This window comes from Thermodesulfobacteriota bacterium, assembly GCA_031082315.1.
Classification (GTDB): Bacteria; Desulfobacterota; QYQD01; order QYQD01; family QYQD01; genus QYQD01.
This window is the reverse complement of sequence record JAVHLC010000001.1, coordinates 193705-211931: the sequence shown is the minus strand read 5'-3', so window position 1 is coordinate 211931 and position 18227 is coordinate 193705. Positions and strand designations below refer to the sequence as shown.

The 18227-nt window shown below is 47.2% G+C and carries 15 protein-coding genes; all 15 read left to right on the top strand.

Annotated elements, in window-relative coordinates; genetic code table 11:
• Window positions 1-136: 136 nt before the first annotated feature.
• The 15 genes from RDU59_00970 (at window position 137) to RDU59_00900 (ending at window position 18224) form a co-directional block, all read left to right on the top strand.
• Window positions 137-1024, top strand: coding sequence for a hypothetical protein (locus tag RDU59_00970; GenBank protein ID MDQ7837054.1), 888 nt, complete (start codon window positions 137-139; stop codon window positions 1022-1024).
• Window positions 1025-1054: 30 nt separating this feature from the next.
• Window positions 1055-2164: a glycosyltransferase family 4 protein gene (locus RDU59_00965; GenBank protein ID MDQ7837053.1), complete on the top strand. Its 1110-nt coding sequence runs from the start codon at window positions 1055-1057 to the stop codon at window positions 2162-2164.
• Between the two features lie 20 nt (window positions 2165-2184).
• Entirely contained in the window at window positions 2185-2994 is an 810-nt protein-coding gene (locus RDU59_00960; protein MDQ7837052.1) for a class I SAM-dependent methyltransferase, read from the top strand.
• A 52-nt stretch (window positions 2995-3046) separates the two neighbouring features.
• Window positions 3047-4960 carry an asparagine synthase (glutamine-hydrolyzing) gene (gene asnB / locus RDU59_00955; protein MDQ7837051.1) on the top strand — a complete coding sequence of 638 codons (1914 nt, stop codon included), beginning with the start codon at window positions 3047-3049 and terminating at the stop codon, window positions 4958-4960.
• Window positions 4960-5946 (top strand): D-glucuronyl C5-epimerase family protein, encoded by a 987-nt coding sequence (locus tag RDU59_00950; GenBank protein MDQ7837050.1) that lies wholly within the window; start codon window positions 4960-4962, stop codon window positions 5944-5946. The genes asnB and RDU59_00950 overlap by 1 nt, the downstream gene beginning before the upstream one ends.
• Complete coding sequence (locus tag RDU59_00945; GenBank protein MDQ7837049.1) at window positions 5946-7397, top strand: radical SAM protein; 1452 nt, start codon at window positions 5946-5948, stop codon at window positions 7395-7397. Before RDU59_00950 ends, RDU59_00945 begins: the two co-directional genes overlap by 1 nt.
• Before the next feature lie 250 nt (window positions 7398-7647).
• The gene (locus tag RDU59_00940) at window positions 7648-8874 is read left to right on the top strand and encodes a glycosyltransferase family 4 protein (GenBank protein ID MDQ7837048.1); all 1227 of its coding nucleotides are present in this window, start codon (window positions 7648-7650) and stop codon (window positions 8872-8874) included.
• Complete coding sequence (gene wecB / locus RDU59_00935) at window positions 8871-9965, top strand: UDP-N-acetylglucosamine 2-epimerase (non-hydrolyzing) (GenBank protein ID MDQ7837047.1); 1095 nt, start codon at window positions 8871-8873, stop codon at window positions 9963-9965. The genes RDU59_00940 and wecB overlap by 4 nt, the downstream gene beginning before the upstream one ends.
• Before the next feature lie 15 nt (window positions 9966-9980).
• Window positions 9981-10988 carry an NAD-dependent epimerase/dehydratase family protein gene (locus RDU59_00930; GenBank protein ID MDQ7837046.1) on the top strand — a complete coding sequence of 336 codons (1008 nt, stop codon included), beginning with the start codon at window positions 9981-9983 and terminating at the stop codon, window positions 10986-10988.
• A gap of 164 nt (window positions 10989-11152) precedes the next feature.
• Window positions 11153-12142: a glycosyltransferase family 4 protein gene (locus tag RDU59_00925; protein ID MDQ7837045.1), complete on the top strand. Its 990-nt coding sequence runs from the start codon at window positions 11153-11155 to the stop codon at window positions 12140-12142.
• A 72-nt stretch (window positions 12143-12214) separates the two neighbouring features.
• Window positions 12215-14086, top strand: coding sequence for a nucleoside-diphosphate sugar epimerase/dehydratase (locus tag RDU59_00920; protein ID MDQ7837044.1), 1872 nt, complete (start codon window positions 12215-12217; stop codon window positions 14084-14086).
• Window positions 14087-14276: 190 nt separating this feature from the next.
• Entirely contained in the window at window positions 14277-14723 is a 447-nt protein-coding gene (locus tag RDU59_00915) for a DNA polymerase ligase N-terminal domain-containing protein (protein MDQ7837043.1), read from the top strand.
• Between the two features lie 309 nt (window positions 14724-15032).
• Window positions 15033-15341, top strand: a complete 309-nt coding sequence (locus RDU59_00910) for a hypothetical protein (protein ID MDQ7837042.1) — start codon at window positions 15033-15035, stop codon at window positions 15339-15341.
• Window positions 15342-15544: 203 nt separating this feature from the next.
• Window positions 15545-17464, top strand: coding sequence for an ASKHA domain-containing protein (locus tag RDU59_00905; GenBank protein ID MDQ7837041.1), 1920 nt, complete (start codon window positions 15545-15547; stop codon window positions 17462-17464).
• Window positions 17457-18224, top strand: coding sequence for an AAA family ATPase (locus tag RDU59_00900; protein ID MDQ7837040.1), 768 nt, complete (start codon window positions 17457-17459; stop codon window positions 18222-18224). Before RDU59_00905 ends, RDU59_00900 begins: the two co-directional genes overlap by 8 nt.
• Window positions 18225-18227 lie beyond the last annotated feature (3 nt).

Sequence of the window (18227 nt, the reverse complement as noted above, 5' to 3'; positions counted from 1 at the left end):
AAGGTATGCCGGACTATGTTACCGCAGAAGTGATTGGAAGGTTTATCACTTGTCAATCACTGCCTGCCGTCCAAGGAAGGCGACCACCTTTCCTCACCTCTTACTCCGTCCAAATTATGAAAAGGAGTGCCGAGGGTTGTTAAAAATAATTATCGACGATATAAATCTATATAAGTTTTTTAAAAAGCATAAAATTTCTTCGAAGATTTTTGCACTAAGTGTGCAGAAAATAGAAGAATTGACCGATCCAGTTCTTCATTCTTTAGCTGTAAGTGAACTGCAGACTCCTGAGTCTCCGACGAAGCAAACAAGTCCATCTCGATTTCATGATATAGATAAAGAGCTGAGAGGCTTTCTAAGGGCTGATAAGCAATATAAGATACATGATATGGGTGTTTCAAACGGGATTACATCCTTTGAGCTTTACCGATATTTGAAAACATCCAATATCGATTTCAGATTGTATATTTCAGATAAATACAATAGGGTTTGGTCATTTAGGAAGGGGCCTGTTAGTCTGTGTTTAGCTAACGATCATCAACTCGTTTGTGGCGATTTATTTGGCATCGCGTGTATGCCTTCCATAAGCCTCAAATATTTTATTTCTAATTTGTTAGGGAAATTACTCCAAAGCTTCTTAACTCACGAAAGCATTGCCGTGGCTGAAAAAGAATTAAAGGAGATAAACCTGTTGTTTGGGCCGGTGCAGCAATTGATTGCAAATGGAGAGATAGAATGCATTAATTGTGACATATTCGAGACAAGGCTTAATGCAAGCTTTGATATTGTAAGATGTATGAATTTGCTGAATTTGGCATATTTCCCTAAAAGTAAAATTAGAATAGCTATTGATAATGTCAATCTCTCCTTAAAAGAATACGGCTTCCTTCAGATAGGCCGGACCTTGCCGAATGGTGTTAGCACAGTAAGCTTTTATAGAAAAGAGCGTGGCTCTTTAAGACTCATACATGAATGTAATGGCGGGTCTGAGCTAAAATCTCTGATAATGGAAAAAAGCTGTTAAGGGGCATGATTTACAGGAGGAGAAGCGGGAGTGAAAAGGATATTGTTTATTTCACCTCTTCCTCCGCCGCATGGAGGCATAGCATCCTGGACAAAACGGGTAATGGAAAGTGGACTGTCTTCTGAGTATGAACTTTGCGTGGTAGATACAAGAATTCGCGGCAAGCGCGGATTTTTTGACAGCGTTACATTCTCTCTAAGTGAGCAGAAAAGATTTTTTAGTATAGTGACAGCGCTGATATCCCACCTAATAAATAATCGCCCCGATATCGTGCACTTGAATTGCAGTCTTTCCAAAATAGGTATTTTCCGTGATGTATTTTGTGGGCTTATCGTAAGATTGTGGGGAATTCCGCTTGCAAGCCATTTTAGGGGTAATATCCCAGAGTTGTCAGGCAAAAGCCTTGGAGATATCAGTTTGAAGGCCTTGAACCTTTTAATTAGGCTGTCACATGTGAATATTGCGGTTAATGGGATATCCTATGAATACCTAAGCAAAATAGTCAAGGCCCAACGGTGTGAACAGATACCAAATTTCGTCCCAGATGATATTTTCAAATATCAGGTGCATTATGAAGGCGCTTCACGTGGCCACACGAGAGCCTTATTTGTCGGAGGACTTGCTTTTGCCAAAGGTCTTGCTGAAATCGTGGAAACTGCAAAACAGTTGCCATTTATGCGTTTCGATTTGATAGGTGAGAAGACAGATGATACGAATAAAATTATGGGTTCATTGCCTCACAATATCAGATTGCTTGGCATAATGGATAACTCATCCGTAATTAAAGAAATGTGCTCTAGTGACCTGTTTTTTTTCCCTTCTCATGCCGAAGGATTTCCTAATGTTGTTCTCGAAGCTATGGCCGTAGGATTGCCGGTTGTTTCGACTAAGGTGGGTGCAATCCCGGAGATGATCGAGGATAGGGAGGGCGGTTTTCTGGTGGAGCCCGGAGACATCGACGGCATGATCTACGCTTTACGCACTCTATCTGACGATGCGAGATTGCGAGCAGCTATGGGGAGCTTTAACAGGGAGCGGAGTCGTAAACACTACGCATACTCGGCGGTAGCACGGCGATTAACGTCTGTATACCACAGATTGCTGGCGACAGGGGAAAGCGCCGCCTCCTCACGAAGTTAAGCGTGGAAAGAGGATACTGGGTGGACAAGGAAAAACTGGCTGTCCATGACTTTTGGGAGAGGGCTTCTTGTGGGGAGGAACTATATTTGAAGGATGGACGTGACAGAGAGGCCTACCTCACTCAAGCAAAAGTTCGGTACACTCTTGAACCGTTCATTCCAGGCTTTGCTGAGTTCCATCTGTACAAGGGGGAAAGAGTCCTTGAGATTGGTGTGGGTTTGGGAGCCGACCATCTGAATTTCGCTGAGGCTGGTGCAGACTTATACGGGATCGACCTCACGCCCCGTGCTTTGCGCCATACCCTCACACGTATGGAGTTGTTTGGTCTCCGCTCCCACCTCATGATGGGGGATGCAGAACAGCTATCCTTTGCGGACAGTTCCTTTGATCTTGTGTACTCGTGGGGGGTGCTCCATCACACGCCCGATACGGCCCGGGCAGTGGCTGAAGTGTACCGGGTACTAAAGCCTGGGGGGGAGGCAAAAATTATGATCTACCATAAACATAGTTTTGTAGGCTATATGCTTTGGTGTCGTTACGCCTTCCTCGCGCTAAAGCCGTGGCTAACGTTGGAGGAGATATACGGGCGGTATTTGGAAAGCCCCGGCACAAAGGCGTACTCTGAGGAGGAGGCGCAGCATCTTTTTAGGCAGTTCCGCTCCACGGATATTCAGATAGTCTTGGGACACGGAGACCTTCTAACTTCCGCTGCGGGGCAGCGTCATCAAGGAGTTCTTCTGTCAATTGCACGCACAGTCTGGCCTCGATGGGTTATCCGGACGTTCTTTCCGAAGCATGGACTTTTTATGCTGATTCGGGCGGTGAAGTGAGGGCGCATGCGAATGCTGCTTCTTTTCAGAAATCGAGAGAGCCAATAGTGATATGTGCGGAATTGCTGGGTTCATTGGAATCCACGAAGAGGGACTAATAGAGAAAATGCTCCGGGCCACTCGCCATCGCGGCCCCGACGCGTCCGGGGCTTGGAGCGACTCATCCATCCCCATCTCCCTCGGACACAACCGGCTTTCAATCCTGGACCTGAGCGAGAGAGGAAAGCAGCCCATGTGGGATGACACAGGGCGGCATTGCATTACTTATAACGGGGAAATCTACAACTATCGGGAACTGCGAAGGTTTCTGGAGTCAAGGGGATACCGATTTCGTTCAGACACCGATACGGAAGTGTTGCTCTATCTCTTCCGTGATTGGGGTCCTGCCTGTCTGAGAGAACTGCAAGGCATTTGGGCCTTTGCATTCTGGGACACAAGAGAGGAGATTCTATATCTGTCACGGGACCCCCTGGGCGTCAAGCCACTTTATTTTGTCTTTCAGGACAACAAATTTCTTTTCTCTTCCGAGATCAAGAGCCTTCTGTGTTGGAAGGGTCTCTCCCGGGAAGTAGATGAGCAAGCCCTCCTGGAGACGCTCATCTATCTCTGGACGCCAGGTCCCCGGACTATCCTGCACCGCGTGCGAAAGCTTCTTCCAGGGCAGATGTTGACGGTTCGTGCCGGCGAAGCACCGTCAATAACCGAAGAGGTAGACATCAAGCCCCGGAAAGATATCGCCGGGACCGATGAAACAGAGATACTCGAACTCGTGCGGTCGCAACTCCACCGTTCCGTGCAGTCCCAACTGGTGAGCGATGTTCCCGTGGGCGCCTTCCTTTCCGGTGGGCTCGACTCCAGCGCAGTTGTAGCCATAGCAGAGCGCGAGGGACGCCGAATCTCTCACTGCTACACGATCAACTATGCCGATGGCCGTAACTGGGAGGGGATGGTCAATGACCTCGACTATGCCCGTAGAGTAGCCCGACAGCTCGGCGTACCCTGCCTTGAAATACCACTGGAAAGTACTATCCTGGAACGTGTCCGTGAGATGATCTGGCATCTCGACGAACCTCAGGCCGATCTGGCCCCCTTGAATGTTCTGCTTATCGCCGAGGCAGCTCGTCAGCAGGGGGATTATGTTCTCCTTTCCGGCGCAGGCGGTGACGACATTTTCTCCGGATACCGGAGGCACCTCGCCTTAATGACCGAGAGATGGTGGGACTGGATGCCCTCCACTCTGCGCACAAGCGTGCGACTCTTAAGCGAAAGAGTCCATTCTTCGAATCCCTCTCTCCGTCGCTTCAAGCGTATGTTTCAATATGCCGACCGGTCACGTGAGGAGCGGCTTGTCCATTACTTCACCTGGGCCTCGAAATCATATGTCCTCCAGCTCTTACAGGGGGACTTGAGCCAGCGCCTTGCTGACCACGACCCACTCCAGGTCATGCGGGAGGCGTTAGGGAAGCACACCTGTCAGATGGACAACCTTAATAAGATGCTTTTTTTAGATACACGCTTCTTTTTGACGGATCATAACCTTAACTACACGGATAAAATGGGTATGGCACGAGGTGTTGAGATCCGGGTTCCCCTTATTGATATTGATTTGGTGAGATTGGCATTTGCTATCCCGGGAAGGCTTAAACAGAGAGGGTTTACGGGAAAGTACATCTTCAAGCGCGCCATGGAGCCCTTTCTGCCAAAAGAGGTAATTTACCGGCCCAAAACCGGTTTTGTAGCACCGGTCCGCGAATGGATGCTCGGCCCCCTGCATGATCAGATACGATCCGTCCTCAGCAGGGAAGCCATCCAGCGCCGCGGATGGTTTTCTTTTCCGGCGATCGAATGCCTCTTCCAGGAACTCCGGGAGAATCGCCAGGACCTTCATTACCTGCTTCTATCTGTTTACATGCTTGAGGAATGGGCACGCCTTTTTCTCGACGGCGAGGGATATCCGGCCCATTAATGTATAAAAAAATTCATTACTTGCGCCGGATACTTTCTTCCTATATCTGGCATCGAGGCGGATCGAACCTTACCTTCTGGCATACGCGCCTGATGGTGAATGACCTGACCAAGGAGGACCTTACCACCCTTCGGGCCTATCCCCAGAATTACGAGGACAAGATCGGCCGTATCGGAACCGCGGATGCCGACGGCGTCATCATGCTCGATTATCGGGGGGAACTTGGACTGCAGTACAACCCAAACGCAATAGCCCAGTTGGCACTCGGGTACTACGACCGAATCTTGAAGGGTGAGGATTGCCGGAGGGAATTCCTGGCCCAGGCAGCCTACTTTCTAAATCACATGCGACTTGTTCCGGATGATATATTGCTTTGGGAATACGAGTTTCCCTTTGAGATGCGAAACGATCTTCATGCCCCCTGGCGGTCCGCACTCGCGCAGGGACAGGGCATCTCCGTATGCCTCCGCGCATTTAGACTTACGGGTGACGAGACGTATTTGCATGTCACGCATAAAGCTTTTAACGCTTTTCGTCGTCTCGCACGGGAGCATGCGGGCGGAGTTCTGGATGACGACAGGGGTTACCTGTGGCTGGAGGAATATATTGTAACACCACCCAATCACGTACTTAACGGTTTCATCTGGGCGCTCTGGGGGGTTCGGGATTATGCAGTTTTTTTTGAGGATTCCTGCGCCTGGGATCTCTGGCGGAGTTGTCTCCAAACACTCAAAAAAAATATGCACCGTTATGACCTGGGCTTCTGGACGAGTTACGATCTGGCCGTTGCCGGCCATCAGCCGGTTATGCCGAGCAGCCTCTACTATCAAAACTTGCACGTGATCCAGATGCAGGCCATGTACAAACTCACGGGTGACGACATCTTCGATTCCTATGCCCGGAAATGGGGAAACCAGTTATCCAATTCCCTGTACCGGATTTTGTCGCAGGCATGGAAGGTCTATTTCAAGCTAAGGTGGTTTTGATGAGTGAGCCCCATATCTTACTGATTTACCCAGCGTACACCTATCCCCGCAAAAGCCCGCCTCTGGGGTTGGCCTACCTCGCTGCCTACCTAAGAGAGGCCGGTTTCAGACCGTATATCCACGATTTCAACACCCACCCACTGACCGATGATGCCTTCATGAACCTCCTCGGATCCAGGAAATGGCTCATAGTGGGCATCTCTTTCATGACTAACCAGTTCGGAGAGGTTTCCCGACTGGCCCCCTTAATCAAGCAAGTCATGCCAGATATCCCGCTCGTCGCGGGAGGTCCCCACCCGTCTTCAATCCCCGAAAGGACCCTCCAGGAACTTCCGGCCCTGGATATCATCGTCCGGGGAGAAGGTGAAGAAACTTTAAAGGAGCTCGCAGAGGCCATGAGCGAAGGAAGGGCCTTCGGGCATATCCCCGGGCTCTGTTTTCGCGCACAGGAGGGGGTGATCCGGACCCCTGATCGTGCCTTCATCCGGGACCTGGACAGGCTTCCCTTCCCGGCCTGGAAATATCTTGATTTGAATAAATATAATGTTTTCAATATTAGTGGAAAGGGTGACGCGCCGGTGTTTGCCCTCTTGTCGAGCAGGGGATGTCCAAATTTTTGTACATTTTGTGATTCCCATACCATATTTGGCAGAAAATTCAGGCCAAGAAGTGCTCAAAACATATTCGATGAAATCATATACTTAAATAAAACCTATGGTATGGTCGAATTTGATTTTGTCGATGACCTGGTTACGATACAAAAAAAGCGGATTTTAGAGCTTTGTGAGTTGATCGGTAAATCAGATATTCCATTTAGATGGATGGCCAATGCCCGCGTAAATACCGTTGATAGAGAAATGTTGCAAGCTATGAAGGATGCAGGATGCATTCGAGTTGATTTTGGTGTCGAAACCGGCGATCAATATGTTAGAAAACTGATGAGGAAAAACATAACGGATGTACAGATTCGCAATGCCCATCAGATTGCTCACGATATTGGCATATCAACCGGCAGTTTCACAATGGTGGGCAATTTAGGCGAGACTAAGAATTCCGCAAAAAAGACAGTTGAGCTTCTTAAAGACATAGGTGATGATGTTATGGTTGCGATAGCTTGTCCGTTTCCAGGTACAGAACTATATCGTGTTGCAAAAGAAAAAGGGCTGATAAATACGGAAGACTGGACTCGCTATGTAACATCGCCAACTTATACGCCTAACTATAGACCGGTAATGCGAACAGAATATATTAGTGAGGATGAAATAGTTGATTCCTTCTATTATATACATTCTTTTTTTGCTCGAAGAAAATTCCAACGGAGGTTTGGCCGCTATTTTTTTTTAAATCCGCGCTTTTATAGGGAATGGGTTTTTAATGCCAAGGGTCTAAGGCGCAGATTCAAGATGGCTATAAGACTGGTTAACTCACGCATAAAAGCTTTTTTCTGTTGAACATGCATAGCGAGCGCATTCCCCGCTGCTTGCCATCCAGGTCCGACACTGGCGGGCAGCGGGGTTAGCGAGCGAATACGATGCATTTTACCTTGCATACGGATATTCCCCGCAGCAAGCTGCGGGGAGCTTCAATTAAAGATAAGGCGGGAAGTGTCTCACTTACATCGGCACAGAGGGGCCGCTCCCAATAACTGCCTTATTAGGCCGGCAACGGAAGCATACCTTATAAGATTTTGGCGGAACTAAAATGTATATATTGTTTGTCACTGAGAACTTTCCTCCGGAACGTAACGCTTCAGCTACCAGGGTATATGAGAGGGCCTGTTATTGGATAAAATGGGGACATGAGGTGACGGTTATTACCTGTGCGCCAAATTTTCCGGAAGGTAAAGTTTATCCTGGTTATAAAAACAGGTGGTATCTTGTTGAACAGATGGACGGGATCCGGGTTGTAAGGGTGAAAACATATATTTCGGCAAATGAAGGGTTTTTACTCAGGACAGTCGATTTTGTGTCCTTTATGTTTTCCTCCGTAGCTGCGGGGTTTTTTCAAAAAAAACCAGATATAATCATGGCAACCTCCCCTCAGTTTTTTGCGGCTGTCGGCGGGTGGGTAATTTCGCTTCTTAAAAGAAAACCTTTTATTTTTGAATTGGGAGATTTGTGGCCGGCATCTATCGCTGCTGTCGGGATCATGCAGGATAATTTTCTTTTAAAAGCCGTGGAAAAACTGGAACTTTTATTGTATCGAAAATCGGCCGTTATTGTTGCTTTGACCAACGCATTCAAGAAAGATTTGGTTTGCCGTGGAATTGATAAAGACAAAATTTATGTTGTGATCAACGGGGTTGACCTGCCTCGCTACTCTCCCAGGCCAAAAGACAGCAAGCTGTTAAAGGAACTTAAATTAACAGATAAATTTGTCATTGGTTATATTGGTACACACGGCATGGCTCATGCTCTGGAAAAAGTTCTGGATGCAGCGGAATTACTGATAAACGATGATAAAATCAGGTTTCTTTTTGTTGGCAGCGGTTCATCAAAAGAAAACATGATTGCAAAATCCCAAAAACGTGGATTGAAAAATGTGATTTTTTACCCCGCTCAGCCCAAGGAGGAAATGCCGAAATTCTGGAGTGTATTGGATGTTGCGCTGATTCATTTAAAGAATAACCCTGTTTTTGCAACAGTGATCCCATCAAAAATTTTTGAAGCCATGGGGATGGGGCTTCCCATTTTGCTGGCAGGACCTAAAGGTGGCGAGGCGAGTAAAATAGTTGAAGGAGAAGGAGCAGGGTTGTGTATTCCTTCTGAAGCCCCTGAGATTTTTGTGCGGACTGTTCTGGAATTAAAAAACAATCATGTTTTGCGGAAAAGGCTGGCCGAGGCAAGTTATAAGGCAGCGCCAAAGCATACAAGAGAAAGGCAGTCTCGCGAAGTAATCAATGTTTTTAAGATAGCGGTAGAAAAGTGATAAAAATAATAAACGTAGTGGGTGCCAGGCCAAATTTCATGAAGATTGCGCCATTGATGCGTGCTTATAAGCAGTATAATGATTCAATCAATCCCGTGCTTGTCCATACAGGCCAGCACTATGACGAAACCATGTCAAAAACTTTTTTTGAACAGCTTAATATCGCAAAGCCTAATGTTAATCTTGGAGTTGGGTCCGGCAGTCATGCAGAGCAAACCGCTAACATTATGATAAGCTTTGAAAAATTGATAAAGGATGAAAAGCCGGACATTGTACTGGTGGTTGGTGATGTGAATTCCACGATGGCCTGTACAATTACAGCAGCTAAACTTGGCATTAAGACAGCTCATGTAGAAGCCGGCCTGCGGTCTTTTGATATGACCATGCCCGAAGAAATCAATCGAAAGGTTACAGATTCTATATGTGACTATCTCTTTACGACAGAGGAAAGTGCCAACGAAAATCTCAGAAATGAGGGCGTAAAGGAAGACAAAATCTTCTTTGTAGGGAACGTCATGATTGATACGCTATCCTATTATCTTGACAAAATAAAGGATATGCCACTCCCTGTAAATGGGATTACTGAAAGCAACTACGCCACACTTACCATTCACAGACCTTCAAATGTGGATAATCTATCGGCCTTGGAAGGGATTTTATTTGCGTTTGAAAAAATCCAGAGAGATATCCCTATTATCTTCCCAATGCATCCCAGAACAAGGAAAAATATTGATCAGTTTGGATTATCAGAAAAAGTTTCAGGAATGCGTAACCTGATAATTACAGGACCTATAGGTTATCTTGAATTCTTAAGACTCAACAAAACAGCAAAACTCGTTTTAACTGATAGCGGCGGACTCCAGGAAGAAACCACATATCTGGGTATTCCCTGTCTAACAATAAGAGAAAATACGGAAAGGCCGGTAACCATAGACATAGGAACAAACGTTCTGACGGGTTCAGATCCAGATATTATACTCGAAGAGTATGAAAAAATCATGAATGGAAGTTTTAAGAAAGGTAAAATACCTTATTTGTGGGATGGTCATGCTGCTGAAAGGATCGTTGAAAAACTGGCCCAATTGACATGAATAGAGAATGAGGGATTGAAGAATATTTTAATAACCGGAGCCAATGGCTTTATCGGGAAAGCCTTATGCAGTCGATTGGCATCCGATAATAAAGTGATTGGTATTTATAATAGAAAGAAGCCTACAAGCCTTGCGAATATTGTCTGGGAACAAACCGACCTGACCGATGTAAGCGCAGTGACTGCGATTTGCGAAAAATATTCTCCGGATGTTGTCATTCACTGTGCAGGCATTGCACACCAGAAGGTAGGGGCGGTAGATTCCTCCACATACATGCGCGTGAACAGTGAGTCCACAGAAAAGCTGGCAAAGGCCGCTTCTCAAGTTAATCCTGATGTGCGTTTTATTTTTTTGTCTTCCGTGTCCGTGTATGGTGAAGGGCCGGGGATTACCTCACGCAAAGGCGCAAAGGCACAAAAAAGAGAGGATTGTAATGGGATTGGTGAGAATGGCGAATGTCAGCCTTCCAGCGATTATGCCTGCAGTAAGCTTGATGCCGAGAGGCGTCTTATTGCTTTAGCTGATGAGGGCATACTCAATGATCTAATCATCCTACGTCTGGCACCTGTGTATGATCGTGAATGGAGTTTTAACCTTAATCGCCGGGTATTAGCACCTCTGACCATAACCTATATCCGTTTCGGTTCAGGGCTGCAAAGGATGTCTGCATTGGCCAGGCCTAATTTGGTAGACTTTATTGATTTTATAATCCGTAGATTACGCAGATTTTCGCAGATCGATATCTTTAATGTTTGTGATGCAGAGGCCTATGAATTTAACACGCTTATCCAGGTATTTCAAAACTCGGCTATCCGGCCCAACCGGCCGGTTATTTCGGTGCCATTATCTGTTGTCCGGTTTGCAACCAGGATAGCAGGGTGCCTTTTACCTGACAAAAAGAGATGGCTGTATTCCTGTTATGACAAGCTGGCTTCAAGTTTGGTCTTTGATAATGAAAGAATGCTGAAAACCGGTTTCAGGCCGCGCCATTCTCTGCAGACAATCTTTCAATCCACAGATTAACGCAGATTAAATATTTCACGCAAAGGCGCTAAGACGCAAAGATAGAAAATTATGGCTGAGAATGAAATAGCCAAGGAAATTGTTGACGCGGCATATCAAGGGTCGTAAACGACCTAAAAGAATAACTTGGCGCTTCTGCGTCTTTGCGTGAGACAATAACTTCTGTGGAAAGTTTTATTTTATATACCACTTGTCTGATTCTGGGTGGAGCCGGGGCCTGGATCATTTCTCGTTCTGCCTTAAAGCTGGGCCTGGTTGATCATCCAAATGAACGGAGTTCCCATGCGGTACCAACGCCAAAAGGCGGAGGAATTGGTATTCTTGCAGCCTTTGTTCTGTCTTCTGTGACTCTCAATATCCCCGCGGGTTTCTGGCTTCCGGCAACTATCCTTGCTTTAATAAGTTTTTACGGGGACAAGTTCCCGATTTCTCCAAGGTTTCGCTTGCCGATACAGGTTATAGCAGCCCTCTTCTTTGTCCAGCTTTCAGCCTTTAGCCTTCAGCTTTCAGCTTTCTCGCTTTTCTTCCTGGCTGTCTTCGTCGTGGGTACTGCAAATTTTTATAATTTTATGGATGGGATCAATGGCATCGCCGGGGTCACAGGTGCAGTTGCGTTTGGGCTCCTCGCCCTTTCTGCTTTCCTTTCAGGATCTGCCTCTTCTTTCGTAACCCTGGCTATCTGTCTGTCGCTTGCGTGCCTCGGCTTTCTCCCTTTCAATATGCCAAAGGCCAGAGTTTTTATGGGCGATGTGGGTAGCATCTTGCTCGGCTTTGTGTTCGCAGCGATGGTCGTATATTTGTCCAAAAGCCTTATCGATTTTATCTGCCTCTCTGCCTTCCTTTTTCCTTTTTATGCAGATGAGTTGACGACCATGATCGTGCGGCTAAAAGATAGAGAACCCCTGACCCGTCCCCATCGCAGACATCTCTACCAGATTTTGGCAAACGAATATGGAATGCCTCATTGGAAGGTTTCGGTTGCATATGGCTTGTCCCAACTGATAATAGGTACAAGTGTCTTGCTGGTAAGGCCGTTTGGTAGTATCATGGCTTTGCCGCTTTTAATGATTTATTTTGCGGGATTCGTATTATTGACCATTCGTCTGCGAAGCGGAACCGCTCGTCTCACCGCGAAGGCGCAAAAAACGACCTAAAAGATAATGATCTTTAAAACTCTGCGTTTTCTGTGTGCTCTGCGGTGAGCTATTAAAATATTAGCGAAATCAATGAAAGTCCTTCTACGCAATAAAAATTTCTGGGTGATGTTGGCAGGGGATATTGCTTTACTCGGAATCTCCTACGTCCTCGCCTATGCCCTCCGGTTTGAATTCCATGTCCCACATGATTACATAAGTCTTTTGAAAAAGAGTATCATCCCGGTTGTAATAAGTAAGCTCTTATTCTTTTTCTGGTTTAAGCTTTATAGGGGCATGTGGCGTTATACGAGCATAGCTGACCTATTGAATATTATAAAGGCGGTCTTTACCAGTACAATGGTTGCAATGGTCGCTATTCTTATGTTCCAACGTTTTGAAGGGTATCCGCGTTCTGTTTTTGTGATTGATGCGATTCTGACCCTTATCTTCATTTCGGGTTTCCGTTTGGCAGTCCGCCTTGTTTTAGCAGCTGACGGCAATCCGTTACCCTTTATGAAAAAAAATGGGTACCACAACGGTCGAAAGCTATTAATAATCGGAGCTGGTGGCGCCGGAGAAAAGATGTTGCGTGAGATCAGGGACAACGCCCATTTGGAATATGACGTTATCGGTTTTTTGGATAATGACTCAAATAAGGTTGGTAGGTCTATACATGGAGTACCTGTTCTTGGCGTCATAGACGAACTAAAAGAATTTGTAATTAAAAAAAGGATAGAAGAAATCCTGATAGCCATCCCTTCTGCTACTGGCAATCAGATGAAGAGGATAGTTGAACTTTGTAAGCAGACGAAAGTTAAATACAAGACAATCCCCGGAATTGGTGAATTGATCGATGGCCGGGTGAGCGTAAAATCCATTCGAGATGTATCCTATGAAGACCTTTTGGGGCGGGAGCCCGTGCGCCTGGAAAAAGAGAAGATTGGCCGATACTTGCAAGGGAAAAGGGTCTTGATTACAGGCGCCGGGGGCTCCATTGGTTCTGAATTGTGCCGGCAAATTGCACGGTATAACCCGGAAGCGCTAATAATGTGCGATAGGACGGAGAAGAATCTCTACGACATTGAAATGGATATGTGGCGAAACTTTTCGTATATAAAATACATTCCGGTCCTGGGGGATATTCGCCATAAAGGCGAGATTAAGGCTATCTTTGAAAAATATCGCCCGGAAGTAGTGTTCCACGCCGCTGCATATAAGCACGTGCCCATGTTAGAAATTAATCCCTGGGAAGCTATATATAACAACATCCTGGGATCAAAGAATGTTATAGAGGTAGCCTGTGATTCCGGCATAGAACGGTTTGTTCTGGTCTCAACTGACAAGGCCGTTAATCCAACTAATGTTATGGGGGCCTCAAAGAGGGTAACCGAACTGCTTGTCCAGACCCACGCTAATCCTGGTCTTACCAGGTTTATGGCGGTACGGTTCGGGAATGTGGTGGGAAGCTCCGGCAGTGTTATTCCGTTATTTAAAAGGCAGATTGAGCAGGGCGGGCCGGTTACTGTAACTCACCCTGAAGTGACCCGCTATTTCATGACCATACCGGAGGCCGTGCAACTTATATTGCAGGCCGGGACTATGGGAAAGGGCGCCGAAGTGTTCATCCTGGACATGGGGACACCGGTTAAGATTGTGGATATGGCCAGGGATTTAATCAAACTTTCCGGACTTGAGCCTGAAAAAGATATTGATATCGAGTTCATAGGGCTTAGACCGGGGGAAAAACTACATGAAGAGCTGGTAGTTGTTGGTGAGGAAGTTGCTCCCACCGGCCATGATAAAATTCTTGTCCTGAAACAGAACGGATCCGGCCTTCTTACAAAAAATGATTTAGAAAAAAATATCCAGGAACTCGTGAAACTGGCCGATGCCAGGGATGCGGCAGGCATTAAACAGAAGCTAAGGGAAATCGTTCCGGAATACACACCGCAGGAGATCTAAACGAATCCGCAGATTACGCAGATTACACAGAAAGAATGAGTTTCCTGTTAAAGAATGGGGATACCCCTTGCGGATCAGGAGGAATCGCGGTCAGTTGGTTAGGTATTGTTTCAAATATTTTTGAAAGTTAATTCGCGAGATCTGTGTAATCTGTGGATTAATTATCTAGAGGCTGCGCAATCTGCGGATAATGACTGACCAAAAACTCAAAGAGTACCGGAGAAAGCGGGACTTTTCCAGGACCATTGAGCCAAAAGGAGGCATCCAGAAAACGGGGCTAAGGCGCTTTTCTATCCAGGAACATCAGGCTACGCACCTGCACTATGACCTTCGCCTGGAACTGGATGGTGTACTTAAGAGCTGGGCTATCCCCAAGGAGCCGCCGACCGATGCGGGCGTTAAACGCCTGGCCGTCCAGACCGAAGATCACCCGCTGGATTACATATATTTTGAGGGCACTATTCCGGAAGACTTATACGGGGCCGGTACGGTCATTCTGTGGGATAAAGGCCAATTTGATCTGGAATCGCGGGAAGAAGGAAAGATCGTTTTTCACCTGCGCGGCCAAAGGCTTACCGGCCGTTATGCCCTCATCCACACCCGCGGCGATCAATGGATTTTCTTTAAAACAAAATGAGATCGCATACCTAACCCGCCACCTGCAAACTTCACCTTATCAACCATCCTCTTTTTAAAATCCTACAGTCTCATAGCTAATCAGCCTTATATTACAACTTATCGCTGACAACTAATGACTATTTAAGTGATTTCATAAACGCCCGATAAGAACAGAGACACAATAATAACTGTCCGTAGCCGCAAATAATGTATTGAAATTTGCAGCTAATTTATATACAAAGATTTTGATGGTTATTGCGGTTGTAGGTGGCGTCAATAAACGCAAGACTGCGTGGCGCCTAAAATCTCGTTCCAGGAGGAATTAGACATGCCGAAATTGAAAAAGGGTGATCTTTTGAGTTGTGAAGTTTGCGGGTTGATTCTGACCGTAGCCGAACCCTGTGGCTGTGCCGATGTGAGCATCCTTTGCTGCAAGAAGCCCATGGGCAAAGGTAAGCTGGTTGCCAATAAGGCCCGCAAATTAGCTGCACAAAAGAATAAGCCGGCCAAGCCTGCTGCCAAGAAAGCAACGGCAAAAAAGGCCGCGGCCAAGGCTAAGCCCGCAGCCAGGAAGGGTTCTGCAAGTAAAACTGCTACCAAAAAAGCAGCGGCCAAAACGAGCAAGAAAAAGAAATAAGCGTTTTGATTTAAGGCGTTTTACGGCTGGTAAAAAGCGGTTTAGTTTTAGCGCCTGGAGTTTTTCCAGGCGCTAAACGGATTTTTTCCCTCAATATGAAGCAGGTCTGAAGCCGCCCGTTTGCTCCTTATAAATCTATTCCATTGACCCCAAGGCATTTCCAGTTATAATATCCCATCTATAAATACCAGCGGAAAAGGGATATGGCAAAAAGTCGCATTCGTTTTTTACCGGATAATAAAGAGGTATTTGTTGACGCGGGAGAAAATCTGTTAAAGGCAGCCATGATGGCGGGCGTGCACATCAATGCCTCTTGTGGCGGGGCCGGAGTCTGCGGACGGTGTAAGGTCAAGATAGAAAACGGTAATGTCACGGGTGAACAGGACGAAGCCGGTTACTGGCAGGCCTGTAAGACCTTTGTGCATGGTGATGTAGAGGTAACCATACCTGTCGTTTCGCATCTCGATCGCGGTGCGTTAGCACGGAAGATCCCTTCGACAGGTATCTCTCTGGCCAGAGATGCCGGCCGTGAAGGGCTGCTCATCTCCAGGCCTTTTTCCCCGGTAACGCAAAAAAAAATCCTGCAGCTATCCCCTCCTACATCTCGCGATAATATAAGTGATTTGTCCCGCCTTAAGCGTGGACTCAAGGTCGGTTTTGGTCTGCAGGAGATAGAAATTGACCCCTCGCTTATCCTCAGATTGCCCCATGTATTAAGGGCGCAGGATTGGGCGGTCACGGCTACTCTGCGTTATGATCCGCCGAGACCGGCGCTCATTATAGAGATAGAACCGGGAGATACCAGGGCCAGAGATTACGCGGTAGCCATAGATGTCGGCACGACCACCCTTTGCACCTATCTGGTGGACTTAAATAGTGGGGAGGTTGCCGCAGAGGTGTCAGATTACAATCCGCAGATCGGTTTTGGCGAAGATGTCATATCCCGTATTGTCTTCTCGCAAAAGGGAGGCGGCCTTAAGGTCCTCCAAGCCAGGGTGGTAGAAAAACTAAACGCCCTTATCCAGGAATTAGTGGATAAAGCCGGGGTGTCTAAGGAAAACATATACTACATCTCCGCTGCCGGTAACACGACCATGAGCCATCTATTACTGGGCCTGGATCCTAAACACCTGCGGGAAGCCCCTTATACGCCGGTGGCCAGGACCTATCCCCGCCTCCGGGCCAGGGAAATCGGTCTGGATGTGCCTTCCTGCGTTACCCTGGATATATTTCCTTCTATCGCCAGTTATGTAGGCGGGGATATTGTAGCCGGGGTGATCGCTTCCAGGATCTTTGAACGGCCGGAACTCACTCTCTATATTGATATCGGCACGAACGGGGAAATCGTCCTGGGAAACCGGGAATGGCTCGTATGCGCCTCCTGCTCCGCCGGCCCGGCCTTCGAAGGAGGCGGCATCAGGCACGGCCTCCGGGCCATGCCCGGCGCTATCGAGGCCGTGCATGTACATCCGGAAACCTGTGAGCCCATGATAGTCGCTATCGGTATGGCGAAGCCCAAAGGGATTTGTGGTACAGGATTAATCAGCTTGGTGTCCAGCCTTATGGAAGGATGTATAATTGACCAACAAGGTAAGTTTAACCGTGGCCTCTGTACAGGACGCATACGCGAGGGCCAAGATGGCTATGAATACGTGATCGTGTATGGTGAAAACACGGCTACCGGGGAAGATATAGTCCTTACCGAGGTGGATATAGAAAATCTCATCCGGGCCAAGGGGGCCATGTTTGCCGGTTATCTTACCCTCGCCGAGGCGGTAGGTCTGTCTATTTCAGACATAGAACGCGTTTTGATCGCCGGCGCCTTTGGCAGTTTTCTGGATATCGAACAGGCGATCACCATCGGCCTTCTCCCGGATCTGCCCAGGGATTGTTTCTATTTTGTGGGCAATGGCTCTCTTCTCGGGGTAAAGGCCGCTATTTGTTCTGTGGGCGTCATGGAAGAGCGTGAAAAAGTAGCCAATACGATGACCAACTTTGAACTAAGCGAAAATCCCCGCTTTATGGAGCATTATATATCATCCCTCTTTTTGCCCCATACCGATCGTCAGCTCTTTCCCTTGGTATGGAAACGAATAAATTGTTGGGGTGCGCAAAATGGATAACTTGCGGACTTTCGTCATAGCTATGGCGGGTAAGGGCGGCACGGGTAAAACCACCATATCTGCCCTTCTGATAAGGTATTTGTTGAATAAAAATCTGCTGCCTGTATTGGTGGTGGACGCCGACGCCAATGCCAATCTTAATGAACTGCTCGGCCTGAAAGTAGAACGCACTTTGGGACAGGTAAGAGATGAGATGAAGACGGCTGTTCCTATCGGTATGACGAAGGAGACCTATATCGAATACAAGATGCAAGAGGCTTTAATCGAGTCAAAAGGCTTTGATCTTCTGATCATGGGACAGCCTGAGGGACCCGGCTGTTATTGCGCGGCCAACAATCTCCTGGCCAAGTATCTTGAGATATTAACCAGGAATTACAGGATAGTTATAGTAGATAACGAGGCCGGTATGGAGCATCTAAGCCGCCTCAATCTGCGCGAGATTGACGTATTGATTTCTGTATCCGATCCGGGGCCGCGCGGCATAATGACGGCCAAACGCATTGCGGATCTCACTACGCACTTGGACGTGCACGTCGGCAAGAAGGTCCTCATCGTGAATCGCACCCCGGACGGATTGGATCCGGTGTTACGGGAGGAGATCAATAAATCCGGATTGGTTCTGGGCGGGACCATCAGGCAGGATACCCTTCTCGCCACCTACGAATTAAAGAAGCTGTCCTTCCTGGATCTGCCATCCGAATCGGCAGCGGTGCGGGATGCAGAGGCGATATTTGATGCAGTAATCAGCTTACAGCCTTGAGCT